This is a genomic window from uncultured Shewanella sp. (assembly GCF_947501665.1).
In the GTDB taxonomy this organism is placed as follows: Bacteria; Pseudomonadota; Gammaproteobacteria; order Enterobacterales; family Shewanellaceae; genus Shewanella.
Window position 1 is genome coordinate 20,943 of record NZ_CANMWS010000014.1, and the last position, 18,579, is coordinate 39,521.

15 protein-coding genes are annotated in these 18,579 nt (G+C 39.2%); 8 read left to right on the forward strand and 7 right to left on the reverse strand.

Translation table 11 applies throughout. The features are described from left to right. Window positions 1–4: 4 nt before the first annotated feature. The gene (locus tag Q0976_RS12040) at window positions 5–2,149 is read right to left on the reverse strand and encodes an LruC domain-containing protein (RefSeq protein ID WP_299494087.1); all 2,145 of its coding nucleotides are present in this window, start codon (window positions 2,147–2,149) and stop codon (window positions 5–7) included. A gap of 319 nt (window positions 2,150–2,468) precedes the next feature. Between Q0976_RS12040 and fucP the strand changes: the two genes are divergently transcribed. Further along, complete coding sequence (gene fucP / locus Q0976_RS12045) at window positions 2,469–3,761, forward strand: L-fucose:H+ symporter permease (RefSeq protein WP_299494088.1); 1,293 nt, start codon at window positions 2,469–2,471, stop codon at window positions 3,759–3,761. Here fucP and Q0976_RS12050 read toward each other — a convergent pair. The 4 genes from Q0976_RS12050 to Q0976_RS12065 form a co-directional block, all read right to left on the reverse strand. Then, entirely contained in the window at window positions 3,750–4,343 is a 594-nt protein-coding gene (locus Q0976_RS12050; protein WP_299494190.1) for an FMN-dependent NADH-azoreductase, read from the reverse strand. The genes fucP and Q0976_RS12050 overlap by 12 nt on opposite strands. Window positions 4,344–4,466: 123 nt before the next feature. Continuing rightward, on the reverse strand, window positions 4,467–4,931 hold the full coding sequence (locus Q0976_RS12055) for a thioesterase domain-containing protein (RefSeq protein WP_299494089.1): 465 nt from the start codon (window positions 4,929–4,931) through the stop codon (window positions 4,467–4,469). A 28-nt stretch (window positions 4,932–4,959) separates the two neighbouring features. Next, window positions 4,960–5,397 carry a D-aminoacyl-tRNA deacylase gene (gene dtd, locus Q0976_RS12060; RefSeq protein ID WP_299494090.1) on the reverse strand — a complete coding sequence of 146 codons (438 nt, stop codon included), beginning with the start codon at window positions 5,395–5,397 and terminating at the stop codon, window positions 4,960–4,962. Between the two features lie 64 nt (window positions 5,398–5,461). Then, complete coding sequence (locus tag Q0976_RS12065) at window positions 5,462–6,343, reverse strand: virulence factor BrkB family protein (RefSeq protein ID WP_299494091.1); 882 nt, start codon at window positions 6,341–6,343, stop codon at window positions 5,462–5,464. A gap of 82 nt (window positions 6,344–6,425) precedes the next feature. Here Q0976_RS12065 and Q0976_RS12070 point away from each other — a divergent pair, with 82 nt between their 5' ends. Next, window positions 6,426–6,644: a hypothetical protein gene (locus Q0976_RS12070; RefSeq protein WP_299494092.1), complete on the forward strand. Its 219-nt coding sequence runs from the start codon at window positions 6,426–6,428 to the stop codon at window positions 6,642–6,644. A 101-nt stretch (window positions 6,645–6,745) separates the two neighbouring features. Here Q0976_RS12070 and typA read toward each other — a convergent pair whose 3' ends face one another. Further along, window positions 6,746–8,581, reverse strand: a complete 1,836-nt coding sequence (gene typA / locus Q0976_RS12075; protein ID WP_299494191.1) for a translational GTPase TypA — start codon at window positions 8,579–8,581, stop codon at window positions 6,746–6,748. A 610-nt stretch (window positions 8,582–9,191) separates the two neighbouring features. On the opposite strand from typA, the gene glnA reads away from it, so the two are divergent. Further along, window positions 9,192–10,601, forward strand: coding sequence for a glutamate--ammonia ligase (gene glnA / locus Q0976_RS12080; protein WP_299494093.1), 1,410 nt, complete (start codon window positions 9,192–9,194; stop codon window positions 10,599–10,601). A 259-nt stretch (window positions 10,602–10,860) separates the two neighbouring features. Next, window positions 10,861–13,020 carry a carbohydrate-binding family V/XII gene (locus tag Q0976_RS12085; RefSeq protein WP_299494094.1) on the forward strand — a complete coding sequence of 720 codons (2,160 nt, stop codon included), beginning with the start codon at window positions 10,861–10,863 and terminating at the stop codon, window positions 13,018–13,020. Window positions 13,021–13,034: 14 nt separating this feature from the next. On the opposite strand, the gene Q0976_RS12090 is transcribed toward Q0976_RS12085, so the two are convergent. Further along, window positions 13,035–14,657, reverse strand: coding sequence for a diguanylate cyclase (locus Q0976_RS12090; RefSeq protein WP_299494095.1), 1,623 nt, complete (start codon window positions 14,655–14,657; stop codon window positions 13,035–13,037). 218 nt (window positions 14,658–14,875) lie between these two features. Here Q0976_RS12090 and Q0976_RS12095 point away from each other — a divergent pair, with 218 nt between their 5' ends. The 4 genes from Q0976_RS12095 to glnL all read left to right on the forward strand — a co-directional run bounded on the left by Q0976_RS12095 (window position 14,876) and on the right by glnL (window position 18,537). Beyond that, on the forward strand, window positions 14,876–15,463 hold the full coding sequence (locus Q0976_RS12095; protein ID WP_299494192.1) for a TetR/AcrR family transcriptional regulator: 588 nt from the start codon (window positions 14,876–14,878) through the stop codon (window positions 15,461–15,463). Window positions 15,464–15,505: 42 nt separating this feature from the next. After that, complete coding sequence (locus Q0976_RS12100) at window positions 15,506–16,663, forward strand: iron-containing alcohol dehydrogenase (RefSeq protein ID WP_299494096.1); 1,158 nt, start codon at window positions 15,506–15,508, stop codon at window positions 16,661–16,663. 139 nt (window positions 16,664–16,802) lie between these two features. Then, on the forward strand, window positions 16,803–17,321 hold the full coding sequence (locus Q0976_RS12105; protein WP_299494097.1) for a DUF4124 domain-containing protein: 519 nt from the start codon (window positions 16,803–16,805) through the stop codon (window positions 17,319–17,321). Between the two features lie 163 nt (window positions 17,322–17,484). Beyond that, the gene (gene glnL, locus Q0976_RS12110) at window positions 17,485–18,537 is read left to right on the forward strand and encodes a nitrogen regulation protein NR(II) (protein WP_299494193.1); all 1,053 of its coding nucleotides are present in this window, start codon (window positions 17,485–17,487) and stop codon (window positions 18,535–18,537) included. Window positions 18,538–18,579 lie beyond the last annotated feature (42 nt).

The window sequence follows — 18,579 nt, forward strand, 5'->3', positions numbered from 1 at the left end:
CCCTCTACTCGTTTGGAATAATTAAACCAGTGTCACCATTTTGATACCAATTGGGATTACCATTACCCAATGCATAATCAACAAAATCTGGATATGCTTCATTTAACGGTATTTTTTCAACTGGGTATGACCATCTCTCTGGAATAATTAATGCCCAAGGCATGCCATTCGCATTCTGAAAATACAAGCCTTCACTGGGGTTTGATGCATCATCGCCTTGACCAAATAAACGTGGATCAAACTTATCTGTGGGAGCCTTATTCTTAAGGTGAACCTCTAAAGCTCGCCCTGGATTACCACCGAGTACCGCTTCTGGTAACCAACCATGTGGAATATTGGGATTAGCAAAAATAAATGGATCATAAGGTAGCTCAGGCATGTCACTACTATTTATAGGTGTTTCAAAAGGGATCGTAATAGTCCAAGTAGGGTGCTCTGTTTGAGTACAACCTAATTGTGTGCCCAAGAATTCGCAGCCATAGGGAACAGTAGTATAGGAATGAACATCTTCAGTGATTATAAAAACGGCATTAGTTTGCCCTTCCTCTAGGATAGCATGGGACTGATTAACACCATCTAAATCCCAACGGATCGCAGATTCTTTGATTGCAGAGCGAGGAATGCCGGGTAATTGAATACCAAAACCATTGTGAAATGTTGCTCCAACAGCTAGGACTTTAACTTCTATTTTAACTCTTCTGATCTTTCCATCTTTTTCAAACTCATTAATTTTTACCTCCATCACAACATCGTTAAAATCATAATCTCCTTCCAGAGGATAAAGATCTTCATATACAATTGTCGCCACGCCTTCCGAACCGACAGGGTAATAACCCGTTGTCACGCCAGTTTCTGTTATTGTGATAGGATAATCTTCTACTTCACCATCCCCTGCGCCACCTGTAGGCCCTAAACTCTGTGTTGTACTCAAACGAAAACGTGCCCAAGTGTCACCTGCCTCAACCCAGCTTGGCACCTGAATAATGACAATGTTCTCACCTTCATCCATATATTCAGAGGCTATAACTTGCTCGTCACTATCGAAGTCTCCATCATGATTCAAATCAATCCAGGCATTGAGGTAACCTTCATTTCCTACGACATCGACAATTAATATCATATCTTCACCCACTTCAAACCCAGTAGGCATAGTAATACCATCTTCGTCATGACTATTATCACTGACATCATCAGAAAGAGGATAAGCATAAGCATCACCTTCATTATCAATTAATGCACCTAATTGAATACCTGAAACAATTTTATGACGAGCACCGTTACTAGCAATATTACTGCCATAAGAGTCTGGGGCATCGCCAAAATCAACCGAATCTCCAACAGGTACGTCAGCTAATGCACATCTTGCACCATCATTACTAGTAGAAGAGGGCCCATAAGCAAAAATGCCACTCACGCTCGGCTCCCCCTCTAAATTAGAGACTTTGTAAATATAACCATCAGAATTATTACTAATATACAAATTGCCATTCACGTCGAAAAACTGAGCACCGAAAGTAAAACCTCGTTGTGTGGCTGTTAAAAGTGTACCTAAATCCTCAGCTGCACCCGACGTTTTGTCTATTTTTAATAATTTTGCTGTTGTGCCATTGGTGACTGTGTATAAATATCCATTATCAGGATGAAAAGCAAAATCCGTAATACTATAACTCGCGTTAGACTGACTGCCTGCAACCAAGGTCATTTCATAATTATCTGGATCATCTAAAATAATTTTGAATAACCCCTTATTTTTCCGATAGCCATACCAAGCATTTTCATCTAATGCCACATCGCCTACATAAAAATTTCCTGCACTCGATGAAGCACCATCTTTACTCACATCCAATGCCACAACTTGATGATCAGTCCCCACTCTACCAAGTGAACCACTGGCGTAATCCCAACCATATAAATAACGATCAAATTTATTAAAACCAACACCGTTAAATGCAGCACCGCTTCCCATATCATTAGATAAAATGGTATAGCTACCCGTACCTAAATCGACACCAAAATTTTTAGGTAAAGATGAGGGCTTTTGAATAATAAAGGCTTTGGTTGGACACTCCTCAAAAGGTGCCGCATACGCGGACAACGAAAAGATAATGCCAATAATAAAAGTAAATGAAATAGGCCTTAGAGATAACATAGCAGCTCCTTCGCTAGAATAGATATATCTACTAAGCAATAGCCATGCCAAAAAAACAAAAACATTAAATATCAATAAGTAAGACTTAAACCATAAAAAACTAAAAGCGCATATTCGCATTTTGCAATGCAAATTCTCAAATTAAGAAAATGTTCCTTTGACTCTTCATCAAATGAAATAACAAGGTTAAAAGAATAAAGGTATTAAGTTACATATTTAGCTATCTACAGGGAAAAGGCTAAGATTAATTTATCATTGCAGTCACTGATGCATATGATGGGTAAATAACCCACAATAATAAAATGCAGCGGATCACCACATGAAAAAAATCCCTCTTATTTTCCCCACTATGCGACTGCCTTTTCTTTTATTACTTATTTGCTTTGCAGCATGGGGGGTCGCAGCCAATATGACCGATCCTTTAGTCAAAGTGTTTAGCCAAATTTTTACTATGTCTAGCGTTCAGGCTGCTTTAGTGCAATTTTCATATTATGGTGCCTATTTTTGTTTAGCCATTCCAGCCGCCATGATCAATAAACGCTATTCTTATAAAACAGGTGTTCTCACAGGATTAGGTTTAGCTATAGTTGGGGCTTTTTTATTTTACCCTGCGAGCCAATCTCTCTCATATGGTTACTTTCTCACAGCACTTTTTATTTTAGCAGGAGGGCTCTCTATTCTAGAGACTTCAGCCAGTCCTTATGTCATCAATATGGGACCTGTCGCCAATGCCACCAAAAGACTTAACTTCGCTCAATCATTTAATCCCATTGGTACCAACATAGGTGTCTTTCTTGCCGCCAGTTTTATCCTTCCTCATTTAAACCCAGCAACGGCACAAGAGCGAATGAGTATGCCAATTGATCAGCTAGCATCCATACAAACAGCTGAACTTAGTGCGGTAATGACACCTTATGTCGGCATGGCCTTTGCTCTGTTACTCACTTGGCTTGCCATTGCGATTAATAAGGCCCCCTCAGTCAATGCTTCCGTTTCATCAGAGGCACATCCTAAAATTCACTTTTTTAGTACCATAAAGCACTTATTAAAGAATCGACATTATAAATATGGTGTCATGGCACAGTTTTTTAATATGGCTGCACAAACCTGTGTGTGGACGTTTACGATTAGGTATGTCATGAATGCTTTGTCTAGCAATGCAGAGGAAGCTGGCACCTATTTGCAATACAGCATGATAACCTTCCTATTATCTCGATTTCTTATGACATGGTTAATGGGCTATGTTAAACCAACCCTATTGCTTGCCATTTCCACCATCATTGCAGCTAGTCTATCGGTTTTCATGATGTTTACTCCTACAATCTATGGAGTATGGGCGTTGGTGGCAATTTCAGCCTGTATGTCGCTTATGTTCCCAACCATATACGGTATTGCACTACAAGGCCTCAAACACAATACACAATTTGGTGCTGCAGGTTTAGTCATGGCCATGTTAGGAGGTGCCCTAATCCCTATGGTACAAGGACTTCTCATTGATACCTATGGCGTCGTATTTTCTTATATCGTGCCTGCTATTTGCTTTATATTAGTGACATGCTATGCCTTATTCGATTTAAACGTCATAAGGCATAATACAGATTTAAGCGAGTAATAAATCTAATTCAAATTGGGCTTTTTCTATACTTTCTTGAGCGATAGCCTCTCCCATAGATAAGCCTTCTGCGTAGATAAATTCAAGCTCTGTGATCCCGACAAACCCTAGTACCGTTCTAAGATAAGGAGAGAGATGATCGCTGGCCATATTTTTATGGACACCGCCTCGAGTAGTAATGACAATGGCTTTTTTATCAGTTAATAACCCTTCAGGTCCCTGATCGGTATAACGAAAAGTTACACCTGCTCTAGCAACAAGATCAATCCACTGCTTCAATTGGGTAGGAATGGTGAAATTATACATTGGGGCGGTAATAATGACGGTGTCGTGTGCTTTTAGCTCTTTCACTAAACGATCTGACAAAGACAGCGCATCTTGTTGCCGAGCATTTAAACTCTCAGCCCCTCTTAAGGCCATCGCCAATTCACCATCCAATGTCGGTAACTGACTGTTTGTTAAATCTCTAATGGTCACATTCACATTTTTATCTGATAATTGTGCCATTGCATAATCAATCAATTGATTAGATTGAGAATGCTCTCCTAATATGCTTGAAGTTAATACTAAGACTTTAGACATCATTGACTCCATCAATATAAAGAGACCCTTTCTCTTTATCATAAGCTGATTCTAATAGCCTACAAAATAGAAAAAAAGTGCATAAAATCTCTATCAATGAATCAAAAAATCGAAAGGTTAATCTCAGTTGTTCTCCACAGGAGTCGTCACATAAACCCCGTCAAATACTGCGCAACGCTTTTCATTACAAAAGAGTTCAATCAATAACTTACACTTTACTCTACGACCTTTCTCTAACCCTGACAAATCAATATTCGGCCAAGTCACAACCGCTTGAGGTTGCTCATGAATGGGGGCAATGTACCTTATATCGGCCTTAGCTAACACGATATCACCTTTAAGTTTACACTGCTTTTGTTTTAACCATATCAGTCCCCAACCCGTTAATGTCATCAAAGTATAAATACTGCCTGCAAACATAGTTTGATGTAGGTTGAGATTAGGTTCCAAAGGAGCTGAAACAGACAATTGCCTGCCATCATACTCAGCCGCCTTTACTTGCATAAATTGACTTAAAGGAATGGTTTTATGCCAAGTCATTGTTAATTCTTTTAATAAATCATCAGTATCCATACACTCATCATTCATAACAACCTCAACTCAAATTCAAACGTATTTATACCTGAAGGTTAAACGTCACAGGACCATCATTAACTAAGGATACTTGCATGTCTGCAGCAAATTGCCCTGTTTGAGTTGTCACCCCCTCGCTTCGACAAAAATTGATAAATCCACCGTATAAAGCTTCAGCCTGCTCAGGCGTACCCGCTCCCGAAAAACTGGGGCGTAACCCTTTTTTAGTATTAGCAGCTAAGGTAAATTGAGAAACAACCAGTAATTCTCCAGCAATTTGCTGTAAATTCAGGTTCATTTTTCCATTTTCATCAGAAAATACCCTATACTGCATCACTTTTTTCGCCAACTTTTGCATTTTCTCTATCGTATCATCTTGCTCAACACCTAATAACACGAGTAAACCTTGTTTTATCTCACCACAGGTCACTCCATCCACATCAACTTTAACCTGTTTAACTCTTTGAATTAACGCTATCATTTTTACCTTTACTTCTATGATTAAGTGTATGTCAATTGATTGAATAACCATTTTCCGCTAATAGCTATTCTTCTTCATCTACGCCAGCAATTAACTTCTGTAATTGTTGATCGATATGTTCAGGTAGTGCAGCAGTAATTTCAGCGCCAATTAATACAATCACCCAAGATAAGTAAACCCACACAAATAAAATAGGGATGGATGCTAATGCACCATAAATAGCTTCATAAGTCGGAAATTGCGTCACATATAAAGTAAACCCTTTTTTACTCAACTCAAATAAAAGGGCAGCAACAAACGCACCAAATAATGCATGAATGAACTTCACTTTTTGATTAGGCACTACCATATACAACAATAAAAAAGCGGCCATAGAAAAAAACATAGGCAAGCGTTTAACCAAAGGCGCCACATGAACAAGATCCGATTCACTCACTACTTTTAGCGATACGATATATGAACTTGCAACTAAACTGGCCCCCACAAGTACTGGACCAAGAGTAAGTACCATCCAGTACATCGAAAAAGACACCATACTGCGACGCTTCTCTTTTGTGCGCCAAATACTATTGAGTGCCTTATCGATAGCGGAGATCAAGAAAATAGCCACCAGCACTAACGCGGCAATCCCCACCGTCGTTCCTTTCGAAGCATTATCAACAAACTCATTTAAATAGACTTGAACAGTATCACCGGCTGCGGGAAGAAAGTTTTTATAAACAAACCCTTCAATTTCTTCTCTCAGTCCCACAAAGACTGGAAAAGCCGATAACATCGATACCATAACTGCGACTAAAGGTACTAATGATAGTAAAGTCACATACGCTAAATGACCCGCACGAATATTGACTTGATCGGTTTTTAATCTTGCTAATAAATGGACTAAAAATTCCCAAAACCCTCGAAACAGACTGATAAGCTTTTTAATATTCATCATTTTTTTCATAAGGTTTCTCTTGCTTTTTCCCTAGTTACTTCAGTATTGTGACTCATATAAGGTTATATTAACAAGTTACTAAGGTAGATCTATGTCTCAACAAGGTTCGGCAGGTAATGTGATTGCTGCTATCGCTAGCGTATTCATTCCCGGTCTTGGGCAACTAGTGCAAGGACGTGTTTTGGCTGCTCTATTATTTTTTGTCTTTATTGGCGCGGCGTATAGCATGTGGGTGTTTATTATTCCTCCTATCATTGGCTTTCTACTCCATATTTGGTGCATTGCTGATGCTGCAACTTTTAGAAGCTGAACAATTGAAAACAAAAAAGCCTAAGATATTTTCATCTTAGGCTTTTAATTCTCAGTGCTGTTCTTGCTTATCTAAAGGAAAGAACAAATCGAGTTGATACTTTATTTACTGCTGCGGTTATGACGCTTACGCTCATTCTCAGTCAAATAACGCTTACGAACACGAATATTTTCAGGTGTCACCTCAACTAACTCATCATCATCAATAAACTCTAATGCTTGCTCTAGAGTCATTTCAATATGTGGCGTTAAGACTTGTGCTTCATCAGTACCTGAAGCGCGCATGTTAGTAAGCTGCTTACCTTTCAAACAGTTAACTGTCAAATCGTTAGCTCGCGCATGCAAACCAATCACTTGACCTTCATACACTTCTGCAGCATGACCAATAAAGAGGCGGCCACGATCTTGCAAACCAAATAATGCGAATGTCAATGCTTTACCAGTAGCATTAGAAATCAAAACACCACGTGCACGCTGACCAATATCACCCCCTTTCACTGGACCATAATGATCAAATGAATGATAAATAAGGCCAGTACCAGACGTTGATGTCATGAACTCAGTTTGGAAACCAATTAAACCACGGCTTGGAATAATAAAGTCGATACGAACACGACCCTTACCATCAAGCTGCATGTCTTTCATATCACCTTTACGGATCCCTAACTTCTCTATGACACTCCCTTGATGTTCTTCTTCAACATCAACCGTCAATGTTTCGTAAGGTTCACACATCACGCCATCAATTTCTTTTTCGATAACTTCTGGACGCGATACCGCTAACTCATAACCTTCACGACGCATGTTTTCAATCAGAATTGAAAGGTGAAGTTCACCACGACCTGATACACGGAAACGATCTGGGCTTTCAGTCTCTTCAACGCGAAGTGCAACGTTATGTACAAGTTCCTGCTCTAAACGCTCAAGGATATTACGCGAAGTAACGTATTTACCTTCTTTACCTGCGAATGGAGAGGTGTTGACTTGGAAAGTCATAGTAAGTGTTGGCTCATCAACCGATAATGGCGGTAGAGCCTCTACGGTAGTTGTTGCACAAACAGTATCTGAAATTTGAAGCTGACCAAGACCGGTAATCGCCACAATATCACCTGCATTGGCAACATCGACTTCATGACGGTCAAGACCCATGTAACCAAGCACTTGACCCATTTTACCATTGCGTTTCTTACCGTCAGCGCCTACGACTGTAACTTGCTGATTGGTTTTAACGCTACCACGCTTGATACGACCAACACCGATTACCCCTACATATGAGTTGTAATCAAGTTGAGAGATCTGCATTTGGAAATCACCTTCTGCATCGGCATCAGGAGAAGAGACTTTTTCCACAATTGTTTCAAACAATGGTGTCATATCTTCACTTGTTTCATCTGGATCAAGTGAAGCAAAACCATTTAATGCTGACGCATAAACGATTGGAAAGTCCAATTGCTCATCGGTTGCACCTAAATTATCAAACAAATCAAAAACTTGATCAATTACCCAATCAGGACGAGCACCTGGGCGGTCAATTTTGTTAATGACGACAATTGGTTTAAGGCCTTGCGCGAACGCTTTTTTGGTCACAAAACGAGTTTGTGGCATAGGACCATCAACCGCATCAACTAACAATAAAACAGAGTCGACCATTGACAAGACACGCTCAACTTCACCACCGAAATCGGCGTGACCTGGAGTATCAACGATATTAATACGATAATCGTTCCACTTGATGGCAGTGTTCTTGGCCAGAATCGTGATCCCACGCTCCTTTTCAAGATCATTTGAATCCATCACCCGCTCAGCGGCTTCTCCTCGAGACTCAAGGGTTCCTGACTGCGCCAGCAGCTTATCAACCAAGGTCGTTTTACCATGGTCAACGTGTGCAATAATGGCGATGTTACGTAAATTCTCTAACACGGCTAAACCTCTTACCATCGGGATATATATAGGGTTATTATAACGAAACAAATACACTTCATTTTATTCGTTACGATAAAAAGCGTGCTATTCTACTCTAGCCTAGAGTAATCTCACAGGATTATTTTTAACCAATCACAATAAAGTTACCTTTTTAGTGACTTTTGTTACTCAGGCCAATCAAATCCAATCAATAATCATGCAGTTTAATACAAATGATAATTTTTTTTGCAAGAGCCCAAACTGAAGGTGCACAATAATCGAGCATTTATCGATCCAGTAAAGTCACTTTTTTATTATCTCAATCAAATAATCAGCTATTCTTTTTACACCATGAAGGTAAGATGATGAGTTATAGAGTATTTACTCTTTACCATTATTCACTTACTTTACCGGATTGAGTGCACTGATATGATGCGAATGAAAGCGCTAAAATCGTGCAACCAACGCACCAAATTGGTGCGAAACACCCCCAGATTAAAATGGTAAAGATCTTATAATTATTTTAAATCATATTGTTACAATATTGGCACGGCTCTCGCTAATAGTCTTTCGAACTGCATCTAGCCAAAAATATGATGCCATTGAAATTAGAGTGTGACTTTACCCAACTCGGAGACTTTATATAATGTCAGCTGAATCAGTTTTACAGCAATTACAAGAATTAGAAGTTAAATTTGTTGATTTGCGTTTTACCGATACTCGAGGTAAAGAGCAACACGTCTCAATTCCAGCTCATCAGATTGATGATGACTTCTTTGAAGACGGTAAAATGTTTGATGGCTCCTCTATTTCAGGTTGGAAAGGGATCAACGAATCTGACATGGTGCTGATGCCTGATCCTAGCAGTTTTGTTCTTGATCCTTTCACAGCCGATGTCACTGCCAATATACGTTGTGATATTTTAGAACCGACCACCATGTCTGGCTATAACCGTGATCCTCGCTCTATCGCTAAAAAAGCAGAAGAGTACCTTCGCTCTACAGGTATTGCTGACACGGTATTAGTTGGCCCTGAACCAGAATTTTTCTTATTTGACGACGTTAAATATGGCGCAGATATGTCAGGCTGTTTTTATAAAGTTGACGCTGAAGAAGCCAGTTGGAATTCAGGAAAAAGCTATGAAGGTGGTAACACAGGTCACCGACCTGGCGTTAAAGGTGGTTATTTCCCAGTAGCACCCGTTGATTCTTCACAAGATTTACGCAGTGCCATGTGTCTTGTTCTTGAAGAAATGGGACAAGTGGTTGAAGCCCACCACCATGAAGTCGCAACAGCAGGCCAAAATGAAATTGCAACACGTTTTAATTCTCTGACTCTAAAAGCAGATGAAGTACAAGTATTGAAATATGTCATCCATAATGTTGCCCATGCTTATGGAAAAACAGCCACTTTTATGCCAAAACCTGTTGTAGGTGATAACGGCAGTGGAATGCACGTTCACCAATCACTCGCTAAAGATGGCGTCAATCTTTTCGCTGGAGATAAATATGGTGGATTAAGTGAAACTGCCCTATATTATATCGGTGGGATCATCAAACACGCTAAGGCGATCAATGCATTTGCTAATCCAGCAACGAACTCCTACAAACGCCTAATTCCCCATTTCGAAGCGCCTGTTATGCTAGCTTATTCTGCACGTAACCGCTCAGCTTCTATTCGTATTCCTGTGGTACCAAGTGCAAAAGGTCGTCGTATTGAGGTACGTTTCCCTGATCCAATGGCAAACCCTTATTTGGCTTTCTCTGCTATGCTAATGGCCGGTATTGATGGGATTCAAAATAAAATTCATCCAGGTGAAGCTATGGATAAAGATCTCTATGACTTACCAGCTGAAGAAGCTGCTGAGATCCCACAAGTGGCCACCTCATTACAAGAAGCCCTCGACTGCCTCGATGCAGATCGTGAATTTTTAACACGTGGTGATGTTTTTTGTAATGATTTCATCGATTCATACATAAACTTAAAACAAGAGGATGTTGAAAAAGTAAACAACACCACTCATCCTGTAGAGTTCGAGCTTTACTACAGTCTTTAAATATCAGCTATGCCTTCGAGAATAAATCCTCGGCCGCCTCTTTGAGGCGGTTTTTTCCCCATTGACTATCCTACCTTTGTACCTCGCCCTATCACTGACTACACTTTATGATAAGTAAGTCGTAATTCAGTTAACTTATGGTAATGTTAATCAATCAAATGAAAAATAATCACGCTAACTCAGACGATGTCCAATAAATTGGCTTTTATTTCTGAGGGTATTTTTCATCATAATGAATCCACTAAATCAGGGTATCGTCATGATAATACAGATAATGCGCTTATTGAAATCAGCCGTGATAGGTATGTTACTTGTCAGCTTATTTCCAATAGCAGCCTTCGCCGTTGATTGGCCTCAAGAAATTACAGAACCAGAAGGAAAAATTGTTGTTTATCAACTTCAACCTGACTCTTTATCGGGCAATACTCTCCAAGGAAAAGCGGCCTTATCAATTGAATTAACAGGCCAAAGCACGCCCACTTTCGGCGCCTTTTGGTTCATCGCTAGAGTCGATACCGGCAGTGAAGTTGCTCAAGTAAGAGATGTCGATGTCACACAAATTAAATGGCCAGATTCAACACCTAATACCGATAAACTCAATACGATTGTTGATAATGCGCTAAAATCCACCACATTTCAGCTTTCAATGAAAAGCTTAACAGCCAGTTTAGCAAGCTCAAAGCAAGAAAGAAAAAGCTTAGAAGAACTTAAAAATACAGCCCCAACCATCATTTTCAAACAAGAACTCACAGTTTTACTCACTTATGATGGTGCGCCAATTTATCGGGCTATTGATAATTCGCAATATGAAAGAGTCATTAACACTCCCTTTGCAGTTGCACGAAATAAAACGACTAAAAAACTTTATTTAAGCAGTGGTAGCTTTTGGTATGAAGCTGACAACCCATTAGGCCCTTGGACATTAACCCGCAAGCCACCTGCAGAGCTTGTAAAGTTGATGCCTAAACCCAAAACAACCTCGTCGACCTCAGGTACTCCACCTGCTATTTATGCCACAACGACTCCTACTGAGCTTATTTCAACTCAAGGACAACCAAAATGGAAAAGTTTAATTGCAGGACAATTACTTTATGTCACCAATACAGAAGTACCTTGGATAAGAGATACCTCCAATAATAAAATGTATGTTTTACTGTCAGGTCGTTGGTATAGCGCTGCAAAAGAATCAGGCCCTTGGACCTTTGTGAGAGCAGATAAATTACCAGAGAGCTTTAGCAATATTCCCCCAGATTCAGATATCAGTGGTGTACGAGTATCCGTTGCAGGTACTGCGGAAGCCAATGAAGCTGTTATCAATGCCAAGATCCCGCAAACGGCAGCCATCACTCGTAAGGGCACGACAACAACAGTCACTTACAATGGCGACCCCAAATTTGAAATGATCCCAGGCACTCAAGTCGCCTATGCTGTCAATACTGACTCACAAGTATTAAGAGTGGATAACAAGTTCTATGCCGTCGATAATGGTGTTTGGTTTATTGCCTCGTCACCAACAGGGCCTTGGATTGTTGCCGATCATATTCCGAGTGAGCAAATCGCTCAAATACCACCAAGCTCCCCTGTTTATAACACGACTTATGTGCAAATTTATGATTCGACTCCTGATGTCGTTTATGTTGGCTATACTTCAGGCTATTTATGGTCCTATCCGTATTATGGTGTCCCCGTTTATGGTACAGGCTGGTATTACCCCCCATTATGGGGTCCCTACTATTATCCCAGACCCGTAACATGGGGAGTTTACGTTGGTTATAACCCATGGATTGGTTGGAACTATGGTATGTCTTGGGGTTATGGCTTCTATAGTGCAGGATTTGCATGGGGTGTTGCTTGGGGAGGAGGATATTATGCAGGAGGCTATCACGGCGGAGGTTATCGCTCACCAGTCTTTATCAATAATGGCAATATTAATATCAATACAGGTAATATTAATATTGGAAATAATATAAACTTTGGAAATAAAACCAATATAAACAATCAAATACAAAAAAACAATATTACTAGGAATAATATTTATAATAACCCTCAAAACAGAGTAAGAAATGCTGATAAGTCGACCTTAAATAAAAATTTTACTCAAGCAACTCATAATCCAACACGAAAGAATAATGTTTTTTCAGATAGAAATGGAAACGTTGCTCGCGATAATAATGGACAATGGCAAAGCCGAACAAACAAACAATGGCAAAATGTTAGCAATCAGCACAACATGTCTCAAACACAAAAAAATAACCTGAATAACAAAGCCCAAAATCATACCAATGGTTCAGGTGACTTCTCAAATGATTTCAAGCAACAAATGAATAATCGGGGTATCGATAGAGATAGTTTAAATAACTCAAGAAACATCCGTCAAAATTTTCAAGGTCAAGGACGTTTCCAAAGAGGACGTAAATAACCTCAACAACGAGGTCATTTTTCTTTAAATTGAAAACATTGAATGTTATTACGCCCTTTATGTTTAGCCGCATAAAGGGCCTCATCTGCCTGTTCTATGATATTTTCTTCATTATTTCCCGTAAAACGACAAATACCCGCTGAAAAACTCACTTTAAACTCACCTTGCTCGCTACTGTGTTCTAATTGATTAAATGCTTCTCTAATTTCATTCATTACAAACAAGGCTTCACTTTCTCGTGTTCCAGGAAAAACCACAGCAAACTCTTCCCCTCCATAACGTCCAATACTGTGACTGCCCCTCAACCTTTGCTTAAGAAATAAAGAAAGCGTTGAGATAACTTTATCGCCAACAGTATGACCATAGCTATCATTAACTTTCTTAAAAAAATCAATATCAACCATAGCAAAACACAAGGCTTCCCCTTGCTCTTTGGCATAACGGCATGCTTGCTTCAATTTATCTAATATATGTGTATGATTAAATAATCCTGTTAAACTATCCCGAATAATCAAATCATTGAGTACTCGACCTCGCTCACAACGCGTTTGCACCGTTGAAACAAGGTGTTTTGGCGCAATAGGCTTAGTGAGAAAATCATCTCCTCCCAACTTCATAGCATTTAATTGAATATCTTTATTATTCTCACCTGAAAGGAATAAAATAGGCAATCGTAAGTATGCCGATTGCTGCCGAATAACACTGGCTAATTCCACTCCTGTGCACCCTGGCATATACATATCCATTAATATCAATTCGGGTTCAAATTGCTCCATAGCATCTAATATCATCAAGGGCTCAGTCACAATATGCGTTATCATTCCCGCCCGATTTAATGCATGCTCACAAAACAGTGCTTGGCTATGAGAATCATCCATGATTAATACCTTATAAGGCTTTAATGATGGACTGGTATAAAATTGTTCTACTGAACGAAGCAATTGAGCCACTGTCGGTCGCACATAGAAACCCGAACCACCCACATGGCAAGCAGATAATCGAAGTTCAATCGAGACATTTTCTTGATGAGTAATAAAAATTTTAGGTACATTTGCCTGGTGAGCCTTCATCAACTCAATACCTAATCCTTCTTCGTCAAAATCAACATCAATGATAATAGCGCTTCGCGTGAACTCGTTTGATCGTGAAATAAAATCTTGCTTATTTTTAATAATCTTGCAATAAACATCAAAGAAAACAAGCTGTTCAGCCAACTTTTCTGCCAACTCTTGGTTTAATGCTAGAAGAATAGGATATTTATGTGGAATATAAGGCGCAGGATCCAGTTTATCATCATGACGTAACACTATTTTGGCAAGGACATTAATGTCATAATCTAAAGACACCAACTCTTCAAATTTCAAGTTGCGATTCATCTGCTGTAAGCTATTTAACTGCAATTGAATTTTAATCACTTTGTCCAATAAATCCTGTGACTCCACTTCTTTTATTTGACGGAATAAGCCATGAACTTTATCAATGAGTTTATCTAACTCATACTGTGTCAAACTCATCTGAGCGACATCAACATCTATGGGTGACGAATAAAATGTTCGCCAGCAATGCAATAATTCTCTCACCTTATGAGTTATTTTTTGAGGTAACTTATTCTTGACAGTCTGCTGATTATTCACCATGAGACTCTCTTTCCTCTTATGCCATTAATCCATTCCTTACAGTATAGCTGTCCCCTGTTTACTTTCTCTAAATACTGAATCCACATGATTTAAAAGTGTGAGTTTCATCACCGTCAAAATACTCGAATACGATGCATTCAAGATGGCTCTAGCATATTTTTACGAACCCAATATAAAAACCAATAGACGACCGGTCTATTTTAACGTAATCTCTTGTGATGAAAAAAACACCTCATACCACCAAACAACAAATCATCAATTCAGGTTATAGATTAATTTCTCAAAAAGGCTTTACCCATGTCGGGTTATCGCAAATTTTAAAGTTTGCAAACGTCCCAAAAGGCTCGTTTTATCACTATTTTTCATCAAAAGAACAATTTGGCGAGAGTGTTATCCAAGAGCACTTTAAGCACTACTTGGATTCCATAGACAACTTATTTAATGCGACTAACAAAAATGGCTATCAAAAATTAATCAGTTATTGGCAGCAATGGGAGAATACACAAACACAATCACATCACTCTCAACAGTGCCTAGTCGTTAAACTTAGCGCCGAAGTGGCTGATTTATCAGAACCTATGCGTTTAGCCTTAAAAACAGGGGCAAATGAGATTATAAAACGCATCACCGATTGTGTTCAGGCGGGAATAGAAGATGGCTCAATTAAGCCTATAAAGCCATCAAGTACTGCCGAAACCTTGTACCAAATGTGGCTTGGAGCAAGTTTGCTGAATAAGCTATACCGAGATGGAAGCGCAATAAATAACGCCATGGAACGTACTCAACAACTATTAAAACCAGAATAAGACCGCAATGGTCACAGTAAAATTTAAAATAAAGGATGTAGCATGTTAGATTTCGAATATTGTAACCCAACCCATATTAGCTTCGGCAAAAACAAAATTGCCGAATTAGATAAACTGGTGCCAAGTGACGCACGAGTATTAATTCTATTTGGTGGCAGCAGTGCTAAAAAAACAGGAACCCTAGATGAAGTACTCGCCGCACTTGGTAACAGAAATATCACCGAATTTAGTGGTGTTGAAGCTAACCCAACCTATGAAACTCTCATGCTGGCTGTTGATGTCATCAAAGAAAAAAATATCGATTTTCTTCTTGCAGTAGGTGGAGGCTCTGTTATTGACGGTACCAAATTTGTCGCCGCAGCGGCCTTATTTGAAGGAGAGCCTTGGGATATTTTATTAAACTGGGGTAATAATGTGACTCAAGCTCTGCCTTTTGGTAGCGTATTAACCCTACCAGCTACAGGCTCTGAAATGAACAGTGGCAGTGTCATCACTCGTAAAGATATTCAATCTAAGCGTTCATTTATGAGCGATCATGTTTTTCCAAAATTCTCCATTTTAGACCCCACCAAGACCTTTACATTACCCCAAAGACAAATTGCCAATGGCGTCGTTGATGCTTTCGTCCATATTATTGAGCAATATCTGACTTACCCCGTTAATGCCGCTGTACAAGACAGATTTTCAGAAGGATTATTGCAAACCTTAGTTGAGCTAGGCCCCCAAGCTCTAAGTAATCCGACAGATTATGATATACGCGCGAATCTAATGTGGGTAGCTACTATGGCATTAAATGGGCTGATTGGACGAGGGGTACCCCATGATTGGGCAACCCACATGATAGGTCACGAACTCACCGCCCTCTATGATATTGATCATGCTCGAACACTGGCCATTATTTTACCAGGTTTATTGGACTGTCAACGAGAGTCTAAAAAAGAGAAACTGTTACAATATGGTGAACGTGTTTGGAATATCTCTCAAGGCACCGAAAACCAGCGTATAGATGAAACCATAGCCAAAACCCGCGCTTTCTTTGAAGAAATGGGCATCAAAACACGTTTAAGTGATTATGATCTCAACTACACGCACGTAAAAGAAATACTAACTAAACTTGAGTTTCATGGTATGACTGCATTAGGCGAACATCAAGATATTGACCTTGAAAGAAGCCGTCATATTTTAGAACGTAACTTGTAATAATGTCATGCCACTCCAAGTATCAAAAATACTTGGGATGGCAAAGCTCCTATCACATTTAATTTTTGCAACACACTACTTTTTTTGTACAAACAAGCTAATCTACTCAATACTTAATGTTATTTGGGACATCATCCAAATGCGATTATTCAGCTTCATCACACTGATATTATTAAGCTTCATGACTTATAGCACTGTCTATAAATGGGTCGATAAGGATGGACAAGTACATTACACCGACAAGCCAGTAAATAATGCTGCTCCCGTAAAATTTAAAGACAATACTGAAAACCATGTCAGCCTTCCACAGGTTCCGGCAATCTCAAGCAGTACAGTCCCTTCTCAAACGCCCCCCATACAATACCAACTTTCCATCATCAAGCCGCTAGAAGAAGAAACCATACGCAATAATAATGGTGATTTATCTGTCATCGCCCAAGTGACTCCCACACTGCCCCCTAAATTTACATTGCAGCTGTATTTAGATGATCAAATACTCGGTCAACCACAAACCTCCAGTGTCTTTTCACTCAAAAATATAGACAGAGGTACACATAGAATCATCATTAAAGTGCTCAATAAAAACGGCAAAATACTTGCATCAAGCCTACCTAGAACCTTTTTTTTGCACCGAAGCATTAAAAATAGGCCATCCTAAAATTAATTAACTCTATATTTTATTTATACTTATTTAATAAATTAATGATATTTAAAAGAGTATCAATCACCTAATGGTTGCTTGCAGATTGCACCATTATGGTGCATAGTCAAAACGTAACAACCAAATGCACTCAAAAGGGGCAATGAATTGGGCACTTTACATGGATAGCCATAGATTATTAAATCATCTCGTCACTGCGATAGTCGTCATTGATCATGAGCTGCACCTGCTATACGCCAATACTGCTGCAAAACAATTATTTAAGATCAGCCATAATCGATTATTTGAACATGCACTAACAGAGCACTACAAATCTATCGGTATCGATCCTCAGCTATGGCGTAATGCAATTAACAATCATCAAGGATTAACGATAAATAGCGTTTCGTTAACGACACTCGATGGAAAACAGCACACACTTGATATCAGCTTAAGCCCTATTGAAGAAGAAAAAAGTGCGGCATTATTAGAATTAAGACTTGTGGATCAACAACAAAGGATCCATCAACAATTATCTCAAGACGCACAGCAACAAGCCGCTCAATTTTTAGTCCGTAACCTTGCCCATGAAATCAAAAACCCATTAGCAGGAATAAGAGGCGCGGCACAGTTATTATCCAGAGAACTCGTAGGCAGCACACAAAACGATTTCACCGATCTCATCATTGAACAGGCCGATCGATTACGTAATCTAGTTGATCGATTATTAGGCCCTCAACGTCCTTCAGAACATGGCATATTTAATATTCATGAAATTATACAAAAAGTACTCTCTCTGATCGCCATTACGCTTCCTGAAAACATTCACATACAACAAGACTACGATCCTTCTATCCCAAATCTAAAAATGGATTCGGAACAACTTCAACAAGCATTATTAAATATTGTTCAAAATGCAGTCCAAGCCCTACAAGGTAAACCAGGGAAAATTACTCTTCAAACCCGAACTCAACATCAAGTTACTATTGGCAATCATAGGCATAAACTCGTTTTAGCATTAAGCGTAACGGATAATGGTCCTGGTATAAATCCTGATTTAATTGATACGCTCTTTTATCCTATGGTCACAGATAAAGAAAATGGCTCAGGCTTAGGCCTCTCAATTGCTCACAATATTGCCCGTTTACATGGCGGAAGAATTGATTGCCATAGTAGTCAATCTGGTACGCAATTTATTTTACTATTACCCGTAACACCACAGAGTGATAAATAACAAAAAATGATAATAGTTTCAAACAAAATAGAAATGATCAAG